General features: G+C 43.9%; 24 protein-coding genes and 1 pseudogene. 5 read left to right on the forward strand and 20 right to left on the reverse strand.

The features are described 5' to 3' along the window. Window positions 1-12 precede the first annotated feature (12 nt). Both ACYQ0C_RS06025 and ACYQ0C_RS06030 read right to left on the reverse strand, forming a co-directional pair. Window positions 13-1,344 (reverse strand): hypothetical protein, encoded by a 1,332-nt coding sequence (locus tag ACYQ0C_RS06025; RefSeq protein ID WP_016278360.1) that lies wholly within the window; start codon window positions 1,342-1,344, stop codon window positions 13-15. After that, window positions 1,341-2,006 carry a hypothetical protein gene (locus tag ACYQ0C_RS06030; protein WP_016278359.1) on the reverse strand — a complete coding sequence of 222 codons (666 nt, stop codon included), beginning with the start codon at window positions 2,004-2,006 and terminating at the stop codon, window positions 1,341-1,343. The genes ACYQ0C_RS06025 and ACYQ0C_RS06030 overlap by 4 nt, the downstream gene beginning before the upstream one ends. Before the next feature lie 637 nt (window positions 2,007-2,643). On the opposite strand from ACYQ0C_RS06030, the gene ACYQ0C_RS06035 reads away from it, so the two are divergent. From ACYQ0C_RS06035 to ACYQ0C_RS06045, 3 genes are all read left to right on the forward strand, one after another. Next, window positions 2,644-3,177: an antirestriction protein ArdA gene (locus ACYQ0C_RS06035; RefSeq protein ID WP_016278358.1), complete on the forward strand. Its 534-nt coding sequence runs from the start codon at window positions 2,644-2,646 to the stop codon at window positions 3,175-3,177. 81 nt (window positions 3,178-3,258) lie between these two features. Continuing rightward, a complete protein-coding gene (locus tag ACYQ0C_RS06040; protein ID WP_016278357.1) occupies window positions 3,259-3,462 on the forward strand; it encodes a DUF3873 domain-containing protein in 204 nt (67 codons plus the stop codon). Between the two features lie 26 nt (window positions 3,463-3,488). Continuing rightward, a complete protein-coding gene (locus ACYQ0C_RS06045) occupies window positions 3,489-3,971 on the forward strand; it encodes a DUF7258 domain-containing protein (protein ID WP_016278356.1) in 483 nt (160 codons plus the stop codon). An 83-nt stretch (window positions 3,972-4,054) separates the two neighbouring features. Here ACYQ0C_RS06045 and ACYQ0C_RS06050 read toward each other — a convergent pair whose 3' ends face one another. The 10 genes and pseudogenes from ACYQ0C_RS06050 to ACYQ0C_RS06095 form a co-directional block, all read right to left on the reverse strand. After that, window positions 4,055-5,257 (reverse strand): putative phage abortive infection protein, encoded by a 1,203-nt coding sequence (locus ACYQ0C_RS06050; RefSeq protein ID WP_016278355.1) that lies wholly within the window; start codon window positions 5,255-5,257, stop codon window positions 4,055-4,057. Window positions 5,258-5,353: 96 nt separating this feature from the next. Continuing rightward, window positions 5,354-5,794, reverse strand: coding sequence for a DUF3872 domain-containing protein (locus ACYQ0C_RS06055; RefSeq protein WP_032941509.1), 441 nt, complete (start codon window positions 5,792-5,794; stop codon window positions 5,354-5,356). Between the two features lie 13 nt (window positions 5,795-5,807). Next, on the reverse strand, window positions 5,808-6,389 hold the full coding sequence (locus tag ACYQ0C_RS06060; protein ID WP_016278353.1) for a conjugal transfer protein TraO: 582 nt from the start codon (window positions 6,387-6,389) through the stop codon (window positions 5,808-5,810). A 3-nt stretch (window positions 6,390-6,392) separates the two neighbouring features. Then, on the reverse strand, window positions 6,393-7,328 hold the full coding sequence (gene traN, locus ACYQ0C_RS06065) for a conjugative transposon protein TraN (RefSeq protein ID WP_016278352.1): 936 nt from the start codon (window positions 7,326-7,328) through the stop codon (window positions 6,393-6,395). A 33-nt stretch (window positions 7,329-7,361) separates the two neighbouring features. Then, window positions 7,362-8,681 (reverse strand): conjugative transposon protein TraM, encoded by a 1,320-nt coding sequence (traM, locus tag ACYQ0C_RS06070; protein ID WP_016278351.1) that lies wholly within the window; start codon window positions 8,679-8,681, stop codon window positions 7,362-7,364. After that, window positions 8,659-8,955: a TraL conjugative transposon family protein gene (locus ACYQ0C_RS06075; protein WP_016278350.1), complete on the reverse strand. Its 297-nt coding sequence runs from the start codon at window positions 8,953-8,955 to the stop codon at window positions 8,659-8,661. The genes traM and ACYQ0C_RS06075 overlap by 23 nt, the downstream gene beginning before the upstream one ends. 4 nt (window positions 8,956-8,959) lie before the next feature. Continuing rightward, window positions 8,960-9,583, reverse strand: a complete 624-nt coding sequence (gene traK, locus ACYQ0C_RS06080) for a conjugative transposon protein TraK (protein ID WP_016278349.1) — start codon at window positions 9,581-9,583, stop codon at window positions 8,960-8,962. A gap of 20 nt (window positions 9,584-9,603) precedes the next feature. Further along, window positions 9,604-10,599, reverse strand: coding sequence for a conjugative transposon protein TraJ (gene traJ, locus ACYQ0C_RS06085; RefSeq protein ID WP_016278348.1), 996 nt, complete (start codon window positions 10,597-10,599; stop codon window positions 9,604-9,606). Window positions 10,600-10,618: 19 nt separating this feature from the next. Next, entirely contained in the window at window positions 10,619-11,245 is a 627-nt protein-coding gene (locus ACYQ0C_RS06090; RefSeq protein ID WP_025077325.1) for a DUF4141 domain-containing protein, read from the reverse strand. A gap of 11 nt (window positions 11,246-11,256) precedes the next feature. Then, window positions 11,257-12,468, reverse strand: a pseudogene (locus tag ACYQ0C_RS06095) (TraG family conjugative transposon ATPase); the annotation flags it as partial. A 453-nt stretch (window positions 12,469-12,921) separates the two neighbouring features. Between ACYQ0C_RS06095 and ACYQ0C_RS06100 the strand changes: the two are divergent. After that, complete coding sequence (locus ACYQ0C_RS06100) at window positions 12,922-13,503, forward strand: Crp/Fnr family transcriptional regulator (RefSeq protein WP_008645841.1); 582 nt, start codon at window positions 12,922-12,924, stop codon at window positions 13,501-13,503. A gap of 154 nt (window positions 13,504-13,657) precedes the next feature. Then, window positions 13,658-14,068 (forward strand): hypothetical protein, encoded by a 411-nt coding sequence (locus ACYQ0C_RS06105; protein ID WP_007656455.1) that lies wholly within the window; start codon window positions 13,658-13,660, stop codon window positions 14,066-14,068. A gap of 782 nt (window positions 14,069-14,850) precedes the next feature. On the opposite strand, the gene ACYQ0C_RS06110 is transcribed toward ACYQ0C_RS06105, so the two are convergent. From ACYQ0C_RS06110 to ACYQ0C_RS06145, 8 genes are all read right to left on the reverse strand, one after another. Next, entirely contained in the window at window positions 14,851-15,570 is a 720-nt protein-coding gene (locus tag ACYQ0C_RS06110) for a hypothetical protein (RefSeq protein ID WP_025077265.1), read from the reverse strand. A gap of 4 nt (window positions 15,571-15,574) precedes the next feature. Next, complete coding sequence (locus ACYQ0C_RS06115) at window positions 15,575-16,495, reverse strand: relaxase/mobilization nuclease domain-containing protein (RefSeq protein WP_025077264.1); 921 nt, start codon at window positions 16,493-16,495, stop codon at window positions 15,575-15,577. Continuing rightward, the gene (locus ACYQ0C_RS06120) at window positions 16,461-16,844 is read right to left on the reverse strand and encodes a MobC family plasmid mobilization relaxosome protein (RefSeq protein ID WP_004315361.1); all 384 of its coding nucleotides are present in this window, start codon (window positions 16,842-16,844) and stop codon (window positions 16,461-16,463) included. Before ACYQ0C_RS06120 ends, ACYQ0C_RS06115 begins: the two co-directional genes overlap by 35 nt. A 145-nt stretch (window positions 16,845-16,989) precedes the next feature. Then, window positions 16,990-17,955: a toprim domain-containing protein gene (locus tag ACYQ0C_RS06125; protein WP_007656447.1), complete on the reverse strand. Its 966-nt coding sequence runs from the start codon at window positions 17,953-17,955 to the stop codon at window positions 16,990-16,992. Between the two features lie 162 nt (window positions 17,956-18,117). After that, window positions 18,118-19,191, reverse strand: a complete 1,074-nt coding sequence (locus ACYQ0C_RS06130; RefSeq protein ID WP_007656440.1) for an AAA family ATPase — start codon at window positions 19,189-19,191, stop codon at window positions 18,118-18,120. Then, window positions 19,181-19,534: a helix-turn-helix domain-containing protein gene (locus ACYQ0C_RS06135; protein ID WP_025077263.1), complete on the reverse strand. Its 354-nt coding sequence runs from the start codon at window positions 19,532-19,534 to the stop codon at window positions 19,181-19,183. Before ACYQ0C_RS06135 ends, ACYQ0C_RS06130 begins: the two co-directional genes overlap by 11 nt. A 252-nt stretch (window positions 19,535-19,786) precedes the next feature. Continuing rightward, a complete protein-coding gene (locus tag ACYQ0C_RS06140; RefSeq protein ID WP_007656427.1) occupies window positions 19,787-20,191 on the reverse strand; it encodes a MerR family transcriptional regulator in 405 nt (134 codons plus the stop codon). Between the two features lie 3 nt (window positions 20,192-20,194). Continuing rightward, window positions 20,195-21,424, reverse strand: a complete 1,230-nt coding sequence (locus tag ACYQ0C_RS06145; protein WP_007656426.1) for a site-specific integrase — start codon at window positions 21,422-21,424, stop codon at window positions 20,195-20,197. Between the last annotated feature and the right edge of the window lie 81 nt (window positions 21,425-21,505).

A 21,505-nucleotide genomic window follows, 5' to 3' on the forward strand; every position in this document is an offset into this window, starting at 1 on the left:
TACGTCAACCTGTTATTTGGATTTTATAGCCAATGTAAATGATTCCATATTTCCTAAAATTTCAGTTTTAATACTTAATGAGAAAATATCATCGCTATAATTACAATCGTTTTTTTTAGCGAAATTATATATATCATCCGGTAAACTTAATGAAAGTATTCTTACTATATTGAGTACAGATTCTTGAAACTTTGATATGGCATAATTCCGTTCTTCAGAAGATAGTATTGATAGTGATAATTCTAATTTATGGATATATAATTCTTCTCCTTGTAAGGATAGTACTAAATTAGATAACCCATCTTTTTTTATAAGGTAATAATTCGTAATACTATAAAATTCATTTAATCCATCAAGTTTTTTCCATTCACTAAATTCGCCTAATTGCAAATCAGATAATGCTTTGCAGCAACCACCAATATTATTAAAAAGTTTAATTTTCATTTTATTCGTAATAGAAGATTTCGTATATAATGGAGCTTGTGCAGCTTTTTTGAAATAATCTTTATAATTAGCAGCATCTTGATATGCAAGGAATGCTATTTTATGCTTTATACGATTAATTCGTTTCAGATTTAAATGCCCATAATACAGTATATAAAATTTGATTTTACATTTTTCATATTTGTCTTTATCTCTAAATATTACATTAATAGCAACAAACATTATTTCGTAATTCATATATAATGTTAATCCCCAGTAGTAAGGAATAAATAAAATCGTTAGAATCAAAGGTAATAAGAACTGTTGGGAAACGTCATTCCAATTAGTTGTATTAAATTCTATAATTGTTTTGTATAATGCAAATCCTAAATAAACTAACCCGATAATAATAAGCAACTTATTTAGGCATGAATGCGTTTTTTTGTAATCTTTGCCATTCTCTGTATAATATTCAGAATATACGCTAAGTGCAGTTATAAATGCTACAACAGGAAGAGCTATCAATTCAGTAATCAAACTAAATGAATATAGATTTATCATGAATTGTACGATGGCTGTAACTGCAATATTACTTTTAATTAAGTCAGTAAAATAACCAAAATCTTTTATTCTATTTAATGTAAAAGCAGTACCTAATGCAGAAAATATCAGCCATACAACTGTATCTTTCAAAAGAAATATTCCCCAAATATTTAATAAATAAAGTAGTATAACAATTATAGATGCATAAATAGCCAAAGTTGTATATATAACTACCAATTTGAGGGTAAATGCAGATATTATAATTCTTTTCAAATGGTATCTCCATCTGTTCTTAATTAGAAAATAAACCAATAGGATAACTAACCAAATTAGAAAAGCTAATTCCCTATTTGAAAAAACGCTTAAAATAGCACTCATTTTTGCTTAAAATTATGTGTAATTTCGTCTAACTGACCTTTTAGTAATTCCTGAATATCTATTTGGTCTTGTTTTTTAATTTTTTCTTCCAAAGGAGAAGAAAAAACACCTGTATAAAAAGTATGATTTTTTAGGGGATATCCGCATCTACTAATTAAATAAGTATTGGAAAAACTTAAATCTAAAATGTTGTCACAAAAATGTAAATTAAAAACTAAAAGTCTATTTTCTCTAAGAGTTTGAGGGAATCCGTACACTATTGCAGAGTAATCAATTATTATGGGTATAGCAAAAGTTCCAACTATAACCACAGAATCTTTGGCTTCTACAAATTCATACAGATAATTTTTAGCTAACTGTTCTAAATAGTGCTTACTTAAATTAATAGGCTTAGTATTGACAAATATTGGTTTTTCTTGTATGCTATTGGGCAAGGTTATACAAATACCTTGTAATTCTGAATTGTCATTATTTAAGTTAAAAGATAGTTCAAGTGAATCTATCTTTTCTTTTATTGCTGGCGTATGAATTATCATATCTTTACTAATTCCATACTCAAAACTCTGTTTTGATGTACAGTAGGATAAATAGCTAATAATTAGGGCTATTACAGATATAATTATAGGCAATACTGCCATGATAAATTTTAATATTTTCTTCATAAACTATTTTTTTACAAAGATACGAATTATCAATCATTTAATGGATTGAATAGCCTACAACTTCGATTTCCAGTGAATGGATAGTTTGCATACTTGTAATTATTATCTTTCTCCAACTGGCACATTCCCCGAAACGCCAACCGTGCGTGGCATGGCTGACTGTATTTCGTGAAAAGAGCCGTTGGAAACCCGCACAAGCGTACCGCAAGGTAAACTTGCCATACCCTTGCCTTTCCCGCCCGTATGGAGTGTTCCCTAAAGGACGAAAGAGAACAGGCACTTTTCCCCTGTTTCCCTAAATGTAAATCTTCCTCTTACGCAGTCCCCCAGCCGGGACAGTCGTTTTAATCATTTCAATAGGCAAAGGTAGTTACGTGTTCTTCACGACTTTGCAAGGTCGAGCCGTTCCGGTTTGGCGAAAAAATCTTCCCTGCCTTGCGAGGTATTTTTTGTCCAAAACCTTGCAAACTCTAAACACTACCCTTTTGAGCCTATGTGAAACGAAAACGACCGACCCGACCGGAAGACGCATAAAAAAAAGTCGGATTTACGGGAAACAGGAAAAAAGTTCAGTGAAACTTCAACTCCCTCACCTCTCGAATCCGCATAAAATTAAAAACTTAAAAATTACAGCAATATGGAAACAAAGGTATTATCGGAAGCAAAAGTTTATGTAGGCACTTACGGCAAGTATAACAACGGTTCATTGTCCGGCGCATGGCTTGACCTTTCGGACTATTCGGGCAAGGAAGAATTTTACGAAGCCTGCCGGGAACTTCACAAGGACGAGGAAGATGCGGAATATATGTTTCAGGATTACGAGAATATCCCGGAAGTCCTGATTTCCGAAAGCTGGATTTCTGAAAACTTCTTTTCCTTGCGTGATGCGGTAGAGGATTTGGACGACACCGAACAGGAAGCCTTTTTCGTGTGGTGCAACTACAAAAGCCATGATTTGAGCGAGGAAGATGCGGACTACCTTATACGTGATTTCCGGGACGAGTATCGGGGTCAATATGACGATGAAGAAGATTTCGCCTATGAAATCATAGAAGAATGTTACGACCTGCCGGAGTTCGCAAAGACCTATTTCGATTATGAAAAGTTCGCCCGTGACCTGTTTATGTGCGATTACTGGTTTGATGACGGTTTTGTGTTTCGTGCGGCATAACCAAATACCAATACGGGCGGGGTGTCAAAGCCCTGCCCGCTAAAAACAACCAAGTCTATAACCATAAAAAAATAGAACATCATGCAGTCACTTAACAAAAACGGGGTAAGCATTACCCAAACACCGGGAGAAGAAAAGTTCGTGAAATGCTGTTTAGGGGCTTTCAGGGGACAGATTTATTTTCAATATGACTACCGCCACTTTGACAGCAAACTTTTCAGCACGGTAGCCAAAACACTGGACGAGTGCCGCCGCAGGCGTGACGAGTGGATAGCGAAAAAGTAACAGAGTAACAAGTAAAATTTAGGGATATGAAAACGACAGAAGTGAACAAGGAGCTTATCGGCAAGCGTTGCGAGTGTATTTTTACGGGCTTAATGGTAACGGGCGTTATCGAGGACACAGAAGAAAACGAACACACCATAGAGGTAAAAGTCCGTTTCGACCATCCGCACCAGTGGGGCGATGATTTGTATAATGATGTGTGGGCGTGGGGGCGCAAAATTGACGAGTTCGGCACGCTGCACCATTTGCAACTGCTGGTAGAAAAGCCGGACTTTCAGATAATGACGGTAGTTTTCGGCGAGCCAATCAGCCAAATAGACCGCAGTGTTTTTGAAGATGTTGCAACGTGGGGTGTCTGTTCCCTGCAAGGCTGGGTAAACAGTTACGAGAGTGTCCGGTTTGTAGCCATAAACGACCATACGGCAATCATTACGGGCGAATACAATATGGAACAGGTAAAGGTGTGGTTAGAGAAATACACATCCATAAAGAGCCTTAAAACTAGTTGATAGAGAACGGCGGCTATTTGCCGCCGCTACTTTCTTTCGTGAGTACCGGAAAATAAAGTAGCAAAGAAACCCATAAAAATAAATCATTTTATTTTTAATGCCTGACCTTGGGTATTTCTCACTCCACTATTGATAATACAGATAGCGCCATTAGTAATAATAGGATTAGAGTAAAATTCTAAATCTTGCTCCTTATTGAATTTTTCAAAATTGGAATATAAGAAAATTTCCTTAAGATAACAATCTAACAAAGCTTGTATTCTTTTATTCGTGAATTTTTCAAACCCAACATATTCCATAATATTATTTTTTTGCGAGTTGTCAATTTGTAATGTTATCTCGACTTCATAATTACTTTTGGTTTTTATTTCAAATCCATATTTTAGATTTTTACCCGGAATTCGGAATACAATATCAGAATCTCTTTTTAATAATATTCGCCTAAGAAGTCTTGTACTATTATGAAAAACAATATTAATTCCTGTACGTTCAATTTTGTTTAGGTCTTTCCACCAATCTTTAAATTCTAACAAATCAAATGCAGGAAGATGTTTGAGAATATTGTACTTATTTATATATTTGGTAAAATTATCTCCATAATAAGTCATTCCATTATACCGAATAAAGAATAACTCACTATCTGTTAGTTGAGCCCGTATGATTTTAAGATAGTTCTTTTTTACTTTTTCTTTTAACTCTGCATTATCCAGCAAATCATATATCCGGTATAATGTTCTAAAGCATGCTGCAACTTTTGTCCTATGCTTAATATAAAAAAGCATATATAAGTTTATAGCACCTCTTATATTTCCTTCATAGGATGTGGTTGGCTGAAAAGCTCGTTGTAACAATTCTTTTTCAAAATCGAAAAAATCTTTATTATTATAATTTATGGTTATTTTTTCATTGCCTCTTTCTCGCACTATTGTTCCACATAATTCAGATATTTCTGATTGATATAATCTTAATAACTCAAAAAACAAATCATTAAATCGCTGATTTTCTATTTGTTCTTTATTCTTTTCTGTTACAGCTCGTTGTTGGTTGAAAGTCCGAATTAATATTAGAATACTTATAAGCGCAAATATAGTTCCCAACACACCACCTATAAAGTCTCCGTATGTTCCTAAAAGTTCATGGTTAACAACATATTCATTATCAAACCAATGAATAATATGCTGCCATTTAAAGATATAGGCAAAAATGCCTACAAAAAGAAGTGTTATAATTATATAAAATCGTTTTTTCATCAGAAGTTTATCAAACGAATTATCTGTTGTTTCCATAAGGTCAAAATAGATTATCGGATACAAAATTACTCATAAATAAAACACCCAGCAATATTTTGCTGGGTGTTTATTAACATATTCATTCAAAACAGTTTATTCGTTTTCGCTCCTATCACTATTGAAAGATAGTGATAGGAGCTGCATCTGTCCGAAGCTGTCGATGATATAAATGTCAATCGTCTGCTGGTCTGTCGATGCGGAGGTGTAGTAGAGCCTGAACGTTTCTTTCTCCAGCGGGTAAAGGTCATTGGGCAGGAACACCGTACCGTTATCCATCTCCAGCTTCCCTTTGCCGTCCGGCTGGAAAAACCTTATCTGATAGGTAGTCGGCTGGTAATAGCCGCCACGCACCAGTTGGCAGCGTATTTCGGCGGTCTCCCCGACTTTCAGCCTTTTGGGTACTGGCAGCGTTTCGATGCTGAACGGGTATGCCTGCTGAATATCCAAGTTGTCATTACAGGCGGTGACAAGCACGAGGGCGGCCACGATGTAGCAGCCCATGATGATTTTATACATTACATTCTTCATATACATTATTATATAGCGGTCAGTTGATAATGAATTTCAGTCCCACAGATACCTGCGTGCGGAACTTGCCTATGTCCGAGCCGAACAACGCCCGTTCCCTTGCGTTCAGTAGCAGAGCCACCCGGTCGGTCAGGTAGGCTTCCAGTTCCAGCGTCAGCGCACCGCCGTAAACGAAGCAGTCCTTATCCAGCAAGGTAGAGCCGTCCGGTAAGAGCTTTTCGCTTCGGTTGCTTGTTTCATACCCGGCGAGTGCCGACAGTCCCAGCGAGAGGAAAAAGGTCTTTCGCCTGTCCGATAGGAATTTCAGGTAATAGCCGCCCTCTGCGGTGAACTGTTCGACTGGTATTCTCATATCTTTGTAGTCATACTTTTTGTGCAGGTACTCCCCGCCAATCACCCAGCGGTTGGCGTTCTTGGTGTAAACACTGTACGCCGCCCCGATATGGTAGGCAAAATCCGTGTTGTCGTTCCAATGCACCCCGTCCGCCATGCCCGCCGTGACCTGCAAGCCTTTCATGCCCGGCAGGTATCTTTGTGCGTGTGCCTGAAACGAGGTCAGGCACAGCGCAAAGAGCATCATTATAAAAATGTGTTTCTTCATTCCCTATTTGATTTTGAGTTCGTTAATCACTTCTGCGTTCACTATGTCGGAATTTTCCACCCGGATGACCTGATGCCGCCCGCCGTTCTTCTCGTAGAGTTCCACCAACAGCAGCTTGTCGTCAGGAATGGTGAACTTCGGCAGGGCGTACACCGTGCGCACGGTACTTTTTCCTGCAATCTCTATCACCTCGTTGTAGCTGCGTACCGCATCCAGCACCGTTTCCTGAATAGCCGTGCGCTTGGGTACTTTCTTATCGACTATCTTAAACTTGATGAAGTCGGTATCGAAAGGCACGTTGGAACTGTTCTTTGTCTGCGTGTGTACATAGAGCATCCCGTTATAGGTGTAAATCCCCTTGATTAAGAACTGTATGCCGAAACGCTTGCTACCCAAGTGGCGCACTTTCCGGTCATTGTTCTTGTAGATACTTTGCATTATCAGTTTCACCAGCAGCGGGCTTTCATTACCTAATTCCCGGAAATAGATGTTCATGCGGGTATGCGAGAAATCGGACGTATCTTCATTCTCCAAGAAGTCTTTCATTTCGATATTGAGCATTTCCGGTTCACGGGCGTACTTGGCGTTGAATGAAAAGAAACTGCCGTCCTCGCAGATAACGGAGAAGTTCGTTTCGCCCGGAAAGCCCTCTGTCGTGGCTTTTACCCGGATTACGTTCTCCGCACCGTCCGCCTTGCCCGCTATGATGTGGTTGCTTCCCAAATCCACGTAGCGGACGGCAGCGGGGAAGATGATATGTACCGTCTTGGCAAAGGTCACTTCCACGCCGTAGGGCGTAACCATTTGGCGGTACGGGAGTTTCCGGGTAATCCCCCGGTACAAGTCGTTGCCAGCCGCATACTTCACGGTGTCAGTGGTTTGTGCGTTTGCCGCACACACGCCCAGCAAGAGGGCGAACAATACAAAAATCTGTTTCATCGTTAATTGAAATTTTAGTGGTTGATAAAATGGTTATTGTTGTTTTGCGTAAAGCATCACCTTGTATCCGGCTTTCAGCTTTACTTTCACGGTTCGGAACTTCTTGGCGAGGTAGCCGGACGTTCCTTGCAGCAATCCCCTTGTCACGTCCATAGCCACCTGCTGCCCGGCACTCCGTGCAAATGAAATGCTTGTACCCAGCCCGCTTCCGATATTCGCCATAGCTTCGTTGAACGCTTCCTGCTCCATAGAGGACGGCACAGATAATCCCTTTTGCCCGTCCGTGTCGAACACGGCGAGTTCCACCGGGATGATGTTGCCAGCGTACTCAATCGAGGACACCAGTATGTCGAGCCTTTCACCCTGCACCTTTGCCGTCCCCGCCACAAGGGTATTTTTCGGCACAATTATGTCCCCGGCTTGCATGGGTTCGAGCAGCCGGAGTTTCACCGCCTGCCCGTCCGTCAGGGTTTGGTCTTGGTGGATGCAGGCGGCTACCGTGTTCCTGCCCATAGCGTAGCCCGTGCCTACCGCCGTGTTGAAGCCGTAGTTTCGTGGCTGGCTGTAAGCCCGGATGAATTCGGCATCGCTCATTGACTGCTGCAATCCTGATACGGTCGTTTCCCGGATTGCCTGCACGGGCTGGGCTTGCGGCTTTTGAGTGACAGTCCCGGCAACAGGCACTTGTGTCGTTTGTCCGTCCTGCCCGTTCATGTATTTTGCCGCCAGCTCGTAGGACTTTTCCAAGAGTGCCATTTGGTCGTCAGTGGTAGGCGTGGCGTTCTGCTGCTGTTGCAGTCGGTCGGTCAGTTCCTCCACCTGCCGCTTCAAGTCCTCTTTTTCCTCGTCCACCGCCGGGGTTTCGTAGAACGTGCTTAACTGGCGGTTGATGTCCCGGTAAGCGTTTGCCGAATAAGAAGCACCGCCGCCCCTTTGGGGCGGCACATCTTCTTCCGGCATCAGGTCGATTTCCGCTTGCGGTTCTTCCGTTTCATTGTCCCCCGTGAAACCGAAGTCCTGCAAGGATTGTATCTTGTCCTGCTGTTTGCGGTTCAGCATCGCTTGTTCGTAAGCCTTTTGCTTGTCGGCTATAATCCCATCCTCTGCGGGCAGGGGTATGTCGGCGTTGAAACCGCCCACGCTCTCCACATTCACGTCCTCTTTGCCGGAGGGGGCGAATATCAGGTACATACACCCGGCAAAGGCAAGGAACATCAGCGGGAAGACTATCATTTTCCTGCGCTGCTGCACCTGTTGGGGTGTCAGTTCCCGTTTGGGCTTCTTTTCCTTTTCAGGATTCCCGTCCGTCTGTGGTACGGTCGTGCCGTTCTCATTCTTCTGTACTTCTTCCATATTCAGGTCTGTTTAAGGGGTTGATACTGTTGGTTGTGTCATTGCCTTGCAATGGCAGTTGTTTGATATGTTCTATTTGCAGCCTTTGCCCGTCCCGTTTCCCGATATTGTAGATTGATGAAACGGTGATGTAGATAGACAAGCCGCCAAAGAAGAAGAACATCACGAGGATAACCGCCAGCCTTTTGCCCGGCGTAATCCGTCCGCACATTTGGCGTAGGTGGTCATCCGCCCAGTCCTGCACCTTTTCGATGTAATTTCGTTTTCTCTCCATAAGGCTACCTCTTAACGGTTTGCAAATCCTTGTTCTCGGTAATGGTGAACGCTTCGATGATGAAGCCGTGCGGGTTGTTATCGCTCCGGGTTGCGTTGAGCAATCGGCATGAGGTCACAAGGCTTCGCACCGTCAGGCTGCTTTCCCGGACAATCAACTGGCGGGCATACGTGTTCACCTTGTAGGGGTACTGGTCGAAGTCGCACCTTACGCTGTCAATCTCCACCGTCTGCGTGACGTTTCCGGAAATCACCCGGTTGTAGTAGCCCTTTTCCGCCAAGTCCTTGTAATAATTGAAGGCGGTCTTGTCGGCGAGGAACAGCGAGCGTTTGATGTTGCTTTCGATAGCTCCCTTGTCAGGCGAGAGCGTGAAGAACAACTCGTGGAAACGCCGCACGTGTGATTTGGCTTCAACGGGTCTGTTCTGTGCCATGTCCTGCGAGAGTGCCAGCATCAGGCTTTTCCCGTTGTCGAGGACGTATATCTTCTGCCGTTGCTTTTCGGCGAAGTTGTACGAGTTCCACACGGCAAAGCCCGTCACCAGTGCGCACAGGCAGATGAATACCAGTGCAAAGAGCCGGATTTGCCGGAAACTCGTTTCGATGTTCGTTAATGATTTAAATTCCATATACTAAATTTTGATGTTTGTTATTTGAGTAGTTTTCCGGCTACTTTCCCGGTTGCCGCACCCGTCACAGCCCCGGCGATTGCTCCAGCCCTTGTAACATTGCGGCTATAAGCCGATGTACCGCCAGCAGATACCACCCAGCCAGCCACCGAGGGAATGGTGAAGTAGCCCACGATACCTATAATCATAAAGATTACATACACGGTGCTGCTCCCGTCAGGAATGAAATTCGGGTCTGAAAGTTCCTGAATGTCCTTTTGTAGCATCAGCGTTTGTATGCGTGCCAGCACGCTGCTGAACAAGTCCGACACGGGCAACCACAGGTAAATGGAGATATAGCGTGAAATCCACTGGGTCAGCGTGCTTTGGAAACCGTCATAGACGGAAATCGCAAACGCCAGCGGACCCAGTATCGAAAGCACAATCAGGAAGAACGTGCGCAGCGTGTCTATAATCAGCCCCGCCGCCTGAAAGAGCATTTCCAGCAATTCCCTGAACCAGTCCCGTACGGACTTCTTGATATTGTAAGCCGCCCTGTCCATGTACATACCCGTCATAGTCACCATGTCGGAGGGCGACCAGCCCAGTTCTTCCAGTTGTCTGTCAAATTCCTCGTCCGATGCGAGGTAAGCCGTTTCGGGGCTTCGCATCAGGGCTTCATATTCCAGTCGGTCTTTCTGCGCCCGGTACTCGTTCATGTCGAAAGTCTGCGTTTCCATAAGCTGGTTACACCCTTTCACCACTGGCGACAGCACCGTGTTGATTGTCCCCAGCACGAACGTGGGAAAGAACATGATGCACAGCCCCAGCGCAAAGGGGCGCAGGAGCGGGTACACGTCTATGGGTTCGGCACGTGCGAGCGACTGCCACACTTTTGCCGCCACGTAGAACAAAGCTCCCAATCCGGCAATACCTTTCGCTACCCCCGTCATGTTGCTGCACAAGGGCATCATTTCATCGTACAGCACCCGCAACACTTGGTGCAGGTTGTCAAAATCCACTGCTGCTAATAACATAGGCATACCGATTTATATGTTACCAGTAGCGTTCATCCGCCGAGCCGTAGAGAGCCAGCACCCGGTCGGTGTCGTTCTTCTTCTTCGCCCGCAGGTAGGACACGGATATGTTCTTGCGGGTGTAGTAGTTCACGAGGTTGCGGTAATTCAATAGACTTCGGTAGGCATTATCAATAATAGCCAACCGTTCGGCATCCGTCAGCGACATACCCGTGATGTTCACTACATTCTTCAAGTCTTGCAACACGTCTGAGCTTTCCGACATCAGTTTGGCATAGCCGAACGAGATTGCCGACAGTTCGTCAGGCGTGAAATTCGGGTCTGCCAGCATACTTTGGAAGTTGCGCACGTAGATTTCGGATATTTCCGCCACCAGTTCAATGGACTTCTTCACCTTGACACCGCCCTTAACCACGTCATGCACCGCTTTGAGCGCATCGTAATATTTTTTACCCTGCTGGAAAATCTTCTGCGCTTCCATGAAGCCGTCCAGCGTGTTCTTGGCTGTGGTGGAGGTCTGCACTATCTGCTTGGTGGTGTTGATGATACCCTGTGCCAAGTTACCGGGGTCTGACACCACCCACTGGGCGGATGCCTTGCCGACGAAGCAAAGGCATACCGCCATAAGGAGAATTGTTTTCTTCATGTTCCTAATTTTTAAGTTGTTGATGATTGGGGATTGCGTTTGCTTTCCGCAAGCCGCTTGATAGCCAGTTCAAGGTTGCCGCCCAGCTTTTCGGCGAGGGCGAACAGTTCCATTTTCTCGCTTTCCTCTGTCGTGAACGTGAAATATTCTTCCAACGAAACTTCTGTGGCGTACACCGCTGACTGCGTGCCGCCCAGCGAGAAGAAAACTTCCTTGTACTTCCGTCCGGGGTGGTTCGCCATGTTGATAGACAATATCTGCGAACGCTCCTTGTCGGTCAGTCCGAGCAGGTTTTGTATGCTGTCGAACTTGTTGAGATATTTTCGCTGGTCTAACAGGATTTTGCAGTCCGAGTTATTGATGATACTCTCTTTCACTATGGGCGAGGAAATAATATCTTCCACTTCCTGCGTTACCACAATCGCTTCCCCGAAATACTTTCGGACGGTTTTGTATAAATATTTTATGTAGTCCGCCATGTTAGCCGATGCAATCGCTTTCCACGCTTCCTCGATTAGTATTAACTTCCTTATTCCCTTTAACTTGCGCATCTTATTGATGAACGCTTCCATGATGATGATAGTCGTTATCGGGAATAAAATCTTGTGGTCTTTGATGTTGTCCAATTCAAAGACAATGAAGCGTTTATGCAGCAAATCCAGCTCCTTGTCGGAGTTCAGCAAATAGTCATACTCGCCACCCTTGTAATATGGTTCAAGCACGTTCAGGAAATTGTCGATGTCAAAATCCTTTTCCCTGACGTTCTTCTGTTCAAGTTGTCGGCGGTAATCATCCCGGACAAACTCGTAGAACGTGTTGAAGCAGGGCGTTACCGACCTGTCGCCCGTGATACGTTCGATATAGGCACTTACCGCATTGGACAACGCCACTTCTTCCGACCGCTTGGGAGCTTCATCGTCCCGCTTCCATAAAGTAAGGATAAGCGTCTTGATACTCTCTTTCTTCTCGATATCAAATACCCCGTCCTCGACATAGAACGGGTTGAACGCTATCGGGTTCTCGTTGGTGTAGGTGAAATAAATCCCGTCCTCGCCATGCGTGCGGTTGTGGATAAGCTGGGACAGCCCCAAGTAGCTGTTACCCGTATCTACTAATAGTACGTGCGCACCCTGCTCGTAATACTGGCGCACCATGTGGTTGGTGAAGAAAGACTTCCCGCTACCGCTCGGCCCAAGTATGAACTTGTTGCGGTTGGTGGTGATTAATCCGTACCAACATTTATTTATTTAATACTGAATATCAGTTAATTATGGTATAAAACACATCAATATTAATATTTTTAAAGCATACAATTTGCATACAAATAGAGTGATTATAAGAAAACAGAAAAGGATATTTGTTGTTAAGGGGTAAATGTGGTAGGAGATGTTTTTATATCTGTTTTCTCTCGTTTTTCAGTGAAAAATAGACATGATACTGGCAAAAAGAGAAAGAAACTCTGTTTTTCTTTTTTCGCCAGCATATATAATTTGCTGTCTAAATAAGTTTAGTTCGTTTTGGATATACAGACAAAGAAACGTACTAAACCTTTGAACTTAAAAATATAACAAACATGTTATGTTACATACTTTTTTGAATATTTAAACAATGTAGTTAAGTACTATCAAGCATATTTCAGGCATTTTTTATACATTTGCACCAATGACAAGTAAATGATGACTGAATTTAATTCATATATGAGCAATATAGACATAGATTTTTTTAAAGAATTGTGTCTAAAACATGGAGAGTTACGACATTATAAAAAGAATGAGTTTATTCTCCATGAAGATGATGTATGTTCTTTCTTCGGGTTTATCTTGTCAGGTGTAGTCAAATACAGTTGTACCAACCGGACAGAAAACAAGCCGTATAATGTCGGTTTTTCCTTTCCAAATGAATTTATAGGCGATTACCCCACTTGCTTATATGGCATGAAATCAGAATTGAATATACAGGCAATAATCCCGTGCGAGATTTACATCTGTTCTTCTGCATTCTTACAGCAAAAATTCGAGGAGAACAAAGAAAGCCAACGGATAGCCCGTATCGCAGCCGAACAGATGTTTTTCCAATCATATTCACGTTATTTGGATTTATTCAGATTCACACCGGAAGAGCGTTACCTCCAACTTTTAAAAAAATGCCCTGCAATCCTTCAAATGGTATCACTAAAAGAAATAGCATCCTACCTTAAAATTACACCCGTACACATGAGCCGAATCAGACGCAAGCAAAGTCTTGACAACAAAAAATAAACATAGGTTTAGAAATTTACATTCATAACAATATTCCAAGAGTATCTTAATCTGCCAAAGGATTCTTCTTTTTATCTTTGTCTTATCTTTGGTTGGTTCAACGAAGAAACAAAATAAAGATTGAATGAGTTAAACAAAAAATAAAAAAGAGAATATGAAAACAAAAGAAATTCTTGGAATACTTATGCTATTCCTCTGTACATTCTGTTTTATAAACTGCGATGATGATAATGAACAGACAAATGAATTAACCCCCGAAGCACTTTATCAGACTTCATGGCGTGGAACAGGGCATTGTGAGGCTTGGACAGTACAAAATATGGGGGTCGGTATGCAATTTGTAGATACTCAGAAAGGGAAAGTAAATTGGGAAGGTTACGATGAAATTGATATTACTTATACAATAGAAGGGAAATATATCACATTTAATAGCAATGCTTTATATTTGGGTGGAGCCCCTTGGATTATCAAAAGCTATACCCAAAAACATATAACCATTATACAGAATGAAATTAGTCCAGATAAAGAGAAAGTAGCTACGATTGAATTAGAGAAAATAGATTAAACTGAATCATAGGAACATTAAGTTGCATAAATGTATGCTACAACAAAACAAAGAGAACCGTGAGATTCGCAAATTGAGCAAAGAAAGGATGAAAGAACATATAAATACCTTGTAAACAAAGGGAAAATGCAGATTCATCTAATATTCCTTTATGTGCTATTATCGGGCTGGTCTATGTGCTGAAATACAAGGAAAAGAGATTCACCTTGTTCTCTTGTATAGGATTGGTTATTGGGATAGGATGAGCAATTTATATGCTACTGATAATAAGGTCAATGTAAATCAAAGTAATATGAAACTGAAATATATATTGAATGCTATAATATTTGTTTTGGCATTATCTTTTTTGTCTATGTGTATATTTAAGACTACAGAGTTAAGTTTGAAATGTATGCAATTTGCTGTATCTATCTCCTGTATAGGAGCAATGTTTTCTACAAAAAGATATAGATACATATTTGCATCTATTGCTTTAATCATTATAGGAATATCTTTTTTACTTTAAATGTCCATAATAACGATAATGATTTGATTGTTGCTAATGTCTTCAGTCAAGTATATTTACTTCAGCAAACGCCCCCGTAGGTGCAGTTCCTATTCACAATTAAATCATTGCCTAATCATCATCCAAACAATTCAGCGGATTGGGGATTTTGGGCTTTTCAAATTAGACTATCCGCAAATATAGAAAAAGTGCAATACACCACGAAGATGCACTGCACTTTTCTCCATATATTGGGTGGGCTTTAACATTTACAGTTTGTATCCTTTGTTTTCCCGATTTATGGCTTGCCCAGTCGGTTGGCTTCCTTTTTCAACCGCTCGGCTTGTTCATTGAGCAGCCTTGCACGTTCCAACGCTTCCGCCTGCTTCCTGCTGCGGTATTCAAAATCCGTCACCGAATCAGTCAAGTTTTGGATGAAAGCGTTATCCCGTTCCCTACTGAAATTCGTTTCCAGCAAATCAAGGCAGCCCCCGTCCGCTTCCCCTTTCATCAGAATGTAGCGGTATTTCATATCGTTGTCCTGCAACTGCTGCATTCGTCCAGCCAAACGGACATTCAGGAACAAGGAAACGAAACAGACAACCAGCCCTGCCAAAAAAACAAAAAGTTTCGGGCGTAACAAACCGCTTATCCTCCGGGACAACGATGCAGGTTCGGTTTCCGCTTTTTCTGTTGTGTGTTCCTTATGGTAAGAATCCAACACATCCAGCATTTCTTTCAGACAACGGTAGGTAGCCGTTACAAATTTTCTCACTTCTCCTATGGATTGCTGCTGCTCCTGTTCCGTATTCTTTATGTCGGCAAGTTGGCTTTGGATAGCCTGCAATTCCTTTTCGGGAACAGCCGGATTATTGTGCAGTTCCGACAATGCCTGTTCGATTGCGTTCAGCCTTTCGATAGTTTCTTCCCGACTGGCTGGCGTTACCTGTGCTTCCTGCTTCTCTTTCAATTCCGTAACCATTGAGAGAAGCCCCTCTAAAATCAAATTTTCCTCCATGTATTTACAATTTAAGTTGTTTTTTCTTTTTCTTCTTCTTTCTCAAATTAAAATTAGGTTCTTCATCCACTGGGGGAGAAGAAGCGGAAAATAGACCGGGCGAACCAGTTATCAACGGACTGTCAGCCTTTCCCTGCGTTGGCAATGGCTCCCGAACGGATGTAAAAGCTGCCTGCCGCTGATTTCCGATTGTATTCAGTCCTGCATCCCCGAAACACTTATCCAGTTTGGAGAAACTGAAATTACGGTCTATCTCCGAACCCTTGAACGTGTATTCGCCTTTGGAAAAGGAAACACCTTGTATCTCGCTTGTCTGCCCCTTGTACTTGAACCGGACAGTAATACCCTTTTCCGCTAACCGCTCCTGTAACTGCCGCCAGTTCTTGGACTTCCCGATTTCGTTCTTCACAGCCGTGTAAATCTCGTATTTCGACTTGTCCGGCTCTTTCAGTCGGTGCTGCTTTACCTGTTCTTTTCCACCAGCGAAATAAAGCCCGTGTTTGGCTTTCAGCTTCTTGCATACCTGTTCGTTACGGTACATATCGTTCCTGTCCGAAATGGTCTTGCCGTTATTGTCTATGCGGTTGAACACGATATGCACGTGCGGATGTTCCCGGTCTTGATGACGCACGATGATATACTGCGTATCGGTGATTTTCATTTCACGCATATACTCCTGCGCAAGCTGTACCATCTTCCCGTCTGTCAATTTGGGCGTATCCACTGTCGAATAACTTAACGCAATATGTCCGACAGGCTTCTTCAAATCGGGATTCATCTCGGTCTGCATACAGAAGCTGCGGATTATATCACCCCGGCTTTCAGTCAGAACCCCGTCCGCATGAAGCAAAACCGCCTGCTCCTTGCCGAGCACATAGTTCACACAGCCCTTAAAACCGCTTCCCTTTTTTATTTTTCCAATCATCCGACAAATGGTTTATGATTCCAATAATCCTGTTTTTGAGCTTCACCAGTTCCACCGCCACCAGTGCGAAACCTCCGGCATTCGCCCGGTGCGCCAACTGGTTGATGTTGTTGGCTTCCCCTGCCAGCTTGCGGATGGTGTCCGCATCCTGCCTGTTCAGCCGGGGTATGACCTCTGCCGAAACAACCGCCTGCCTTACATACTCACTGACACGCAACCCGGCTTCCCCGGCTCGCTTCCTGATGGCGTAATACTGCAACTCGGTCAGTTTCGTACTGACAACCCGTTGCTGCTTCTCTATCCGTTTCTTTGCCGGACGTCCCCCCGGCTTGTCCTTTATACTCGTCATGGTTTTTTACGTTTGAATGGTGTCTTAAAAATTGCGACCAACGGGAGAAATTTTCTTTGCGGTGAGCAAAGCAAGGTAGTTTCGGTTTACCGAAACATAACCTTGCTCTCCAAATAAACCGCCAGCCGTTGATAGTCCTGCCGGATTAAATGCCCCTGCCTCTCTTTTGTCTTGGGGCGGCACGTTGTCCGGTTTCCTGCTTCGTTTCCTGCACTTGGCTGGCTTCGTTTTTCTGTTCCTGCTTCCTGCCGCACAGGTAATCGTTCAAGTCCGAATATCCCCTGTAATTGTGTGAGAAGTCACGTACACGGTAGGAGTATTCCAACTCGATATCCCGTGTCGCTTCATATCCAGCCTTGTCATTGTCAAGCATACAGTGGATGCGTTCATACAGGGACATCACGTCAAGGGCTTTCGACACATTGGCGGTAGAGTTAAGAATGACATAATCCTGCCTGTCAAGGTCGGGCATGGTCGGACAGTTCCTCATACGGAGCGTAAGGAAAGAGAGGTAGTCCATGAAACCCTCGAACACCAGACATTTCTCTCTCGGCTCTCCCTGCTGCCGTATATGGGTGATGTCTTTCGGGGCGATGCAGCCTTTGAAAAAAGAGTTGCGCACCTCATAACCTCCTGTCATGTTCGGGAAACCGATAGCGAAGAACGGTCTGCCGTTATTGGTAAAATGGAGTTCCTTACATTCTCTTTTTGCCAGTTCGATATTGATACCCCGTCCCTGCAAGTAACGGAGCAATGCCGGATGGGTAAGGTCACGGACTTCCAAATGCTGGAAACTCGGTTCTTTCCTACGCTGGGGAAAAGAAAAACTGACCGGACGGATGTGCGGTGTCTGTTCCGCTATCCGGTTTAAAAGGTATGGCAAGCTGTCTGAACAATAGAGTTCCTTTGCCAGTGCGATGAGGTTGCCGCCCTTGCCTGCGCCAAAGTCATACCAAAGGTTGCGGTCAGTGTTCACCTTGAAAGACGGTTCGTGTTCCTCCCTTAACGGTGATTTGTACCATAAACCGTTACCCTGCTGTTTGACAGGAGAGTAACCTAAACTGTGCAGATAGTCTGCGATGGGTATTTGTTTCACATCTTCGATGTTCATAACATTTTCTTTTTGGGGATAAAAAAATAGTTGAAAAGTGCACCAGTCCTGTTTAGTCCGTTATATATACACCCGTACCATACTAAACCTGCCTGTTCCGATACTGGGAAATAGTAAGTCCGTTCCTCTTGTATATACACCCGGACTAAACCAAACTGACTTTTAATAATGGAAATCGGGATTATAGCGGTAGCCCTTGCCCTCTTTCACAATCATGCGCTTGTTCACAAGAAACTTGTTAAGCGACACAAGAACATTGCGTCCACGCTCGTAACCGATACTCGCATAACCCTGTTTCAATGCCGCTATGACATTGGAATAGCCTTGTACCACCTGCTTGCCGAAACCGTTCTCCAACGCTTCCCGGTGTTGCTGTTCAGTCAGTTCCGTAAGCGAAAAGTTCCTGTCCTGCTTAGGTTGTTGGAATACATAATCATCCACGATTTCGGGTAAAGCGTTGTCATTGATACGGAATGCGAACGGGTCAAATTCCCGGTCACGTATGTGCATCGCCTTTACCTCGCTTATGTTGCCGTCCTGCTGGCTTTTCGTGATTTGCAGGACGGTTTCAGCCTTGTTGTTCAGTTCCGTACCGATATGCCCCCTTGTGTTGTCATCCCCCTTGTTCAAATGCAGCACGGTGTGGATATGCAGGTTATACCCACTTGACCAGCGCATCAAAAGGTTGATTAGGTCGGTTGATTCGCTGGGGCTGTTGATGTCGTACATCAAGTCACGGATTCCGTCAATGATGAGCAACCCCACATCGGGCATATTTTCAAGCATATAGCCGATAATCTGTTTCCGCTTGTCGGGGGTCTGCTCTCTTAGCACGATGAAAACAAAATCGTCCCTGTCCTTGTCGGTAGGCAGTCCGGCAAGTCGCAAAATACGCTCCATGACCTTATGGCAATGGTATTTGCTCTGCTCGGTATCTACATAGAGGATTTTCCGTTTGTTCGGTGGCAGGTATGCCGAATACTTCAGTACCTCGTCATTCTTCAACGCTGCCGCAACAATGGCGGAAATATTGAATGTCTTTTTGCTCTTGGCTTTGCCTGTGGATGCGCTGAAATTACCCAGCGTGCCAATGGTAGAGCCGTTCACCCAGAGTATTTCGGGCGGCACTTCGTAAGTGTCCGTCACCTTTAAATGAATGGTTTTCCAAAGGGCTGCGAAATCCTCTTTCTGCATGGTAACACCCTGCCCGGCTTCTTCTTTCCTCTTATTTTCCATAGTTACGGATTTTCCGGTTTGCGCTCTTGGCGATGGCGAGTGCCGCCTCGTCCTTGTCGTTCACCCTTTTTGTAAGGTTTTCCGCCCACGTGAGAAGCTCTTTCCGTGAGAAAAGCAATTTGTTCCCGTATTTGCGGAACGGCACTTCCTTTTTTGCGGTCAGCTTGTAGAGCCGTGCCTTTGAAATCAGAAAACCGTGTCGTTCCAGCACCTCTACCGCCACATCGGGCGTGAGGTTGTCGGGTTCGTTCCTCGGCTGGGTGAATCCTGCCAATGACTGGGAAACGGTTTCGCTCACGATAGCCCGGAGTTCTTCGGGCGTTGTCAGAATAATGTTCGTCATATTTTCTTCCTTTTTTAGTTATTACTTGGCTACCGTCATAGCCGTTGCAACCGGTTGATGCCGCAAAGGAAGAATAAAAGAAACCGATTATTCAATTACTAATCACTTGACACAGACCGGACAACTTGGGACAATGCAGGACATCCGGCAAGATTGGAGCGGGATAAAAAAAGGGACAAACGATGTATTGGTGATTTTGTCCTTCCAACACACCGTTTGTCCTATGTATGTTAAGTGATTATGCGAATGCCGCTATTTCACATCCTTTAACCTTTCAAGTTGGGAAACGACTTCTTTTATTACGAAATATTTGTTTCCCGACAGCCCTATGTCCGAACGGGATATGAAACCGAGTTCCTCCCACCGGGCTACGGTCTGCCTGCTCACGCCCGCCATTTTCGCCAATGTCTTTTGGTCTATCAGTTCCCTGCCCTCGAATACGGGGTACTTGTATTTACGGGTGGCATGGCTGAACCTTATTTTCTCTATCGCCTTGTCCACGTCTTTAACAGTAGGGGGAATATATGATTTCACTTGCAGTACGGCTTCTTCTATTTCGTAGCCTGCGTATTCGGGATTCTGCGCCAGTTCCTCGTAAATGGCACTGAAACATTCAAGGTGTCTAATCTTCACCGTCTTGGTTTTCTTGTTCGGCATGGCTCAATCGAATTTGGTTAATAACTGCGCATTCCTTATCCGCTCCTCCTGCTCGAAACTGGCGAGGTAGTTCTCCGTGATGGCAAGGCTTGAATGCCCCAAACTCTCGGATATGTAAGCGATGTTCGTTCCGCTGCGTTTTAAGACAGTCGCATAGGAATGCCGGGCGGAATAGGTCGTGAAACGGGGGACACCGACAGCTTGGGCTATTTTAGCCAAAGCGATGTTGCAACGGTGCGTTACCCGTCTGACAATATTGGAAATGACAAATTCGTCCTCCGTTTCTCTGGCGTACTTGAACAGGAAAGTATCGGGTTTCCCATCGTCAGGGTTTCCCCACCGTTTTATAATATCCCGCATTTCGGGAGTGAGTACCGCCCTTATTTCCCGTATATGGTTGGACGTGTGCGATGTCTTGGAGCGTACAAAGCAGATTTCACCGTCCACGATGTTCCCATACCGCAAGAAAAGCATATCCCTGAAATTGATACCGTTGCACAGGTAGGAGAAAAACCAAAAATCCCGGTACTTCTCAACGGTCTTGCTGCCCTTGTATGTCACGACTTTTTTTATCTGTTCCATCGTCAAGGCTAACTTTCGGCTGTTGCCGCTCGGAATCTCGTACTTCCCCCTGCCGAACGGGTATTGGGCTTCTTTTAAAATCCCGTTGCGTCTTGCGTCATTCACCACGCATTTAAGGGCTTTCATATAGAAATTTATGGTGGTGACGGTCTTGCCCTCGTTCCGCAGGAACTTGTCAAGGCGTGACAGCCAGTCCGCAGAAACCGCAGAGAACGGCACGCTGCCGCCTGCGAACCGTTCTATGCTTTTCAACGTGCTGCGGTAGTTATAATAGGAATTTACCTGCCCGTTGAGTTTGAATGCGTCTATTTTCCCCTGTATGGCTGTGTTAAGGGTTGTACCCGTACACCTGCCCAACCTCATGCTGAGCGCATCGAAACAGAAGTCCCCACGTTCCGCAAGGGCTTCCACTTGGCTTTTTATGATGGAGAAACTGTTTTCCACGCTTGCCCGTATCTCAATCAGTCTGCGGCTCTTGCTTTCGGCAAGGATTTCCCAGTCCTCTTTGGACAATTCCTTTCCGGTGGAATAATATTTCTGCTTGCGGTTGTGTATCACTTGTATCTTGACAGGGAACAGACCGCTTTTCTTCGCCCTACGTGCATCCAGTACCGATAGTACGGATATTCCATCTTTTGAATACTTGAACATAGGCTGCCTTGTTTATTGTTATACGTCTATTTTGTACATACGATTTGCATACAAAAATAGAGATTATCGGAAAAAACAGCA

Source organism: Phocaeicola sartorii JCM 17136 = DSM 21941, assembly GCF_054653615.1.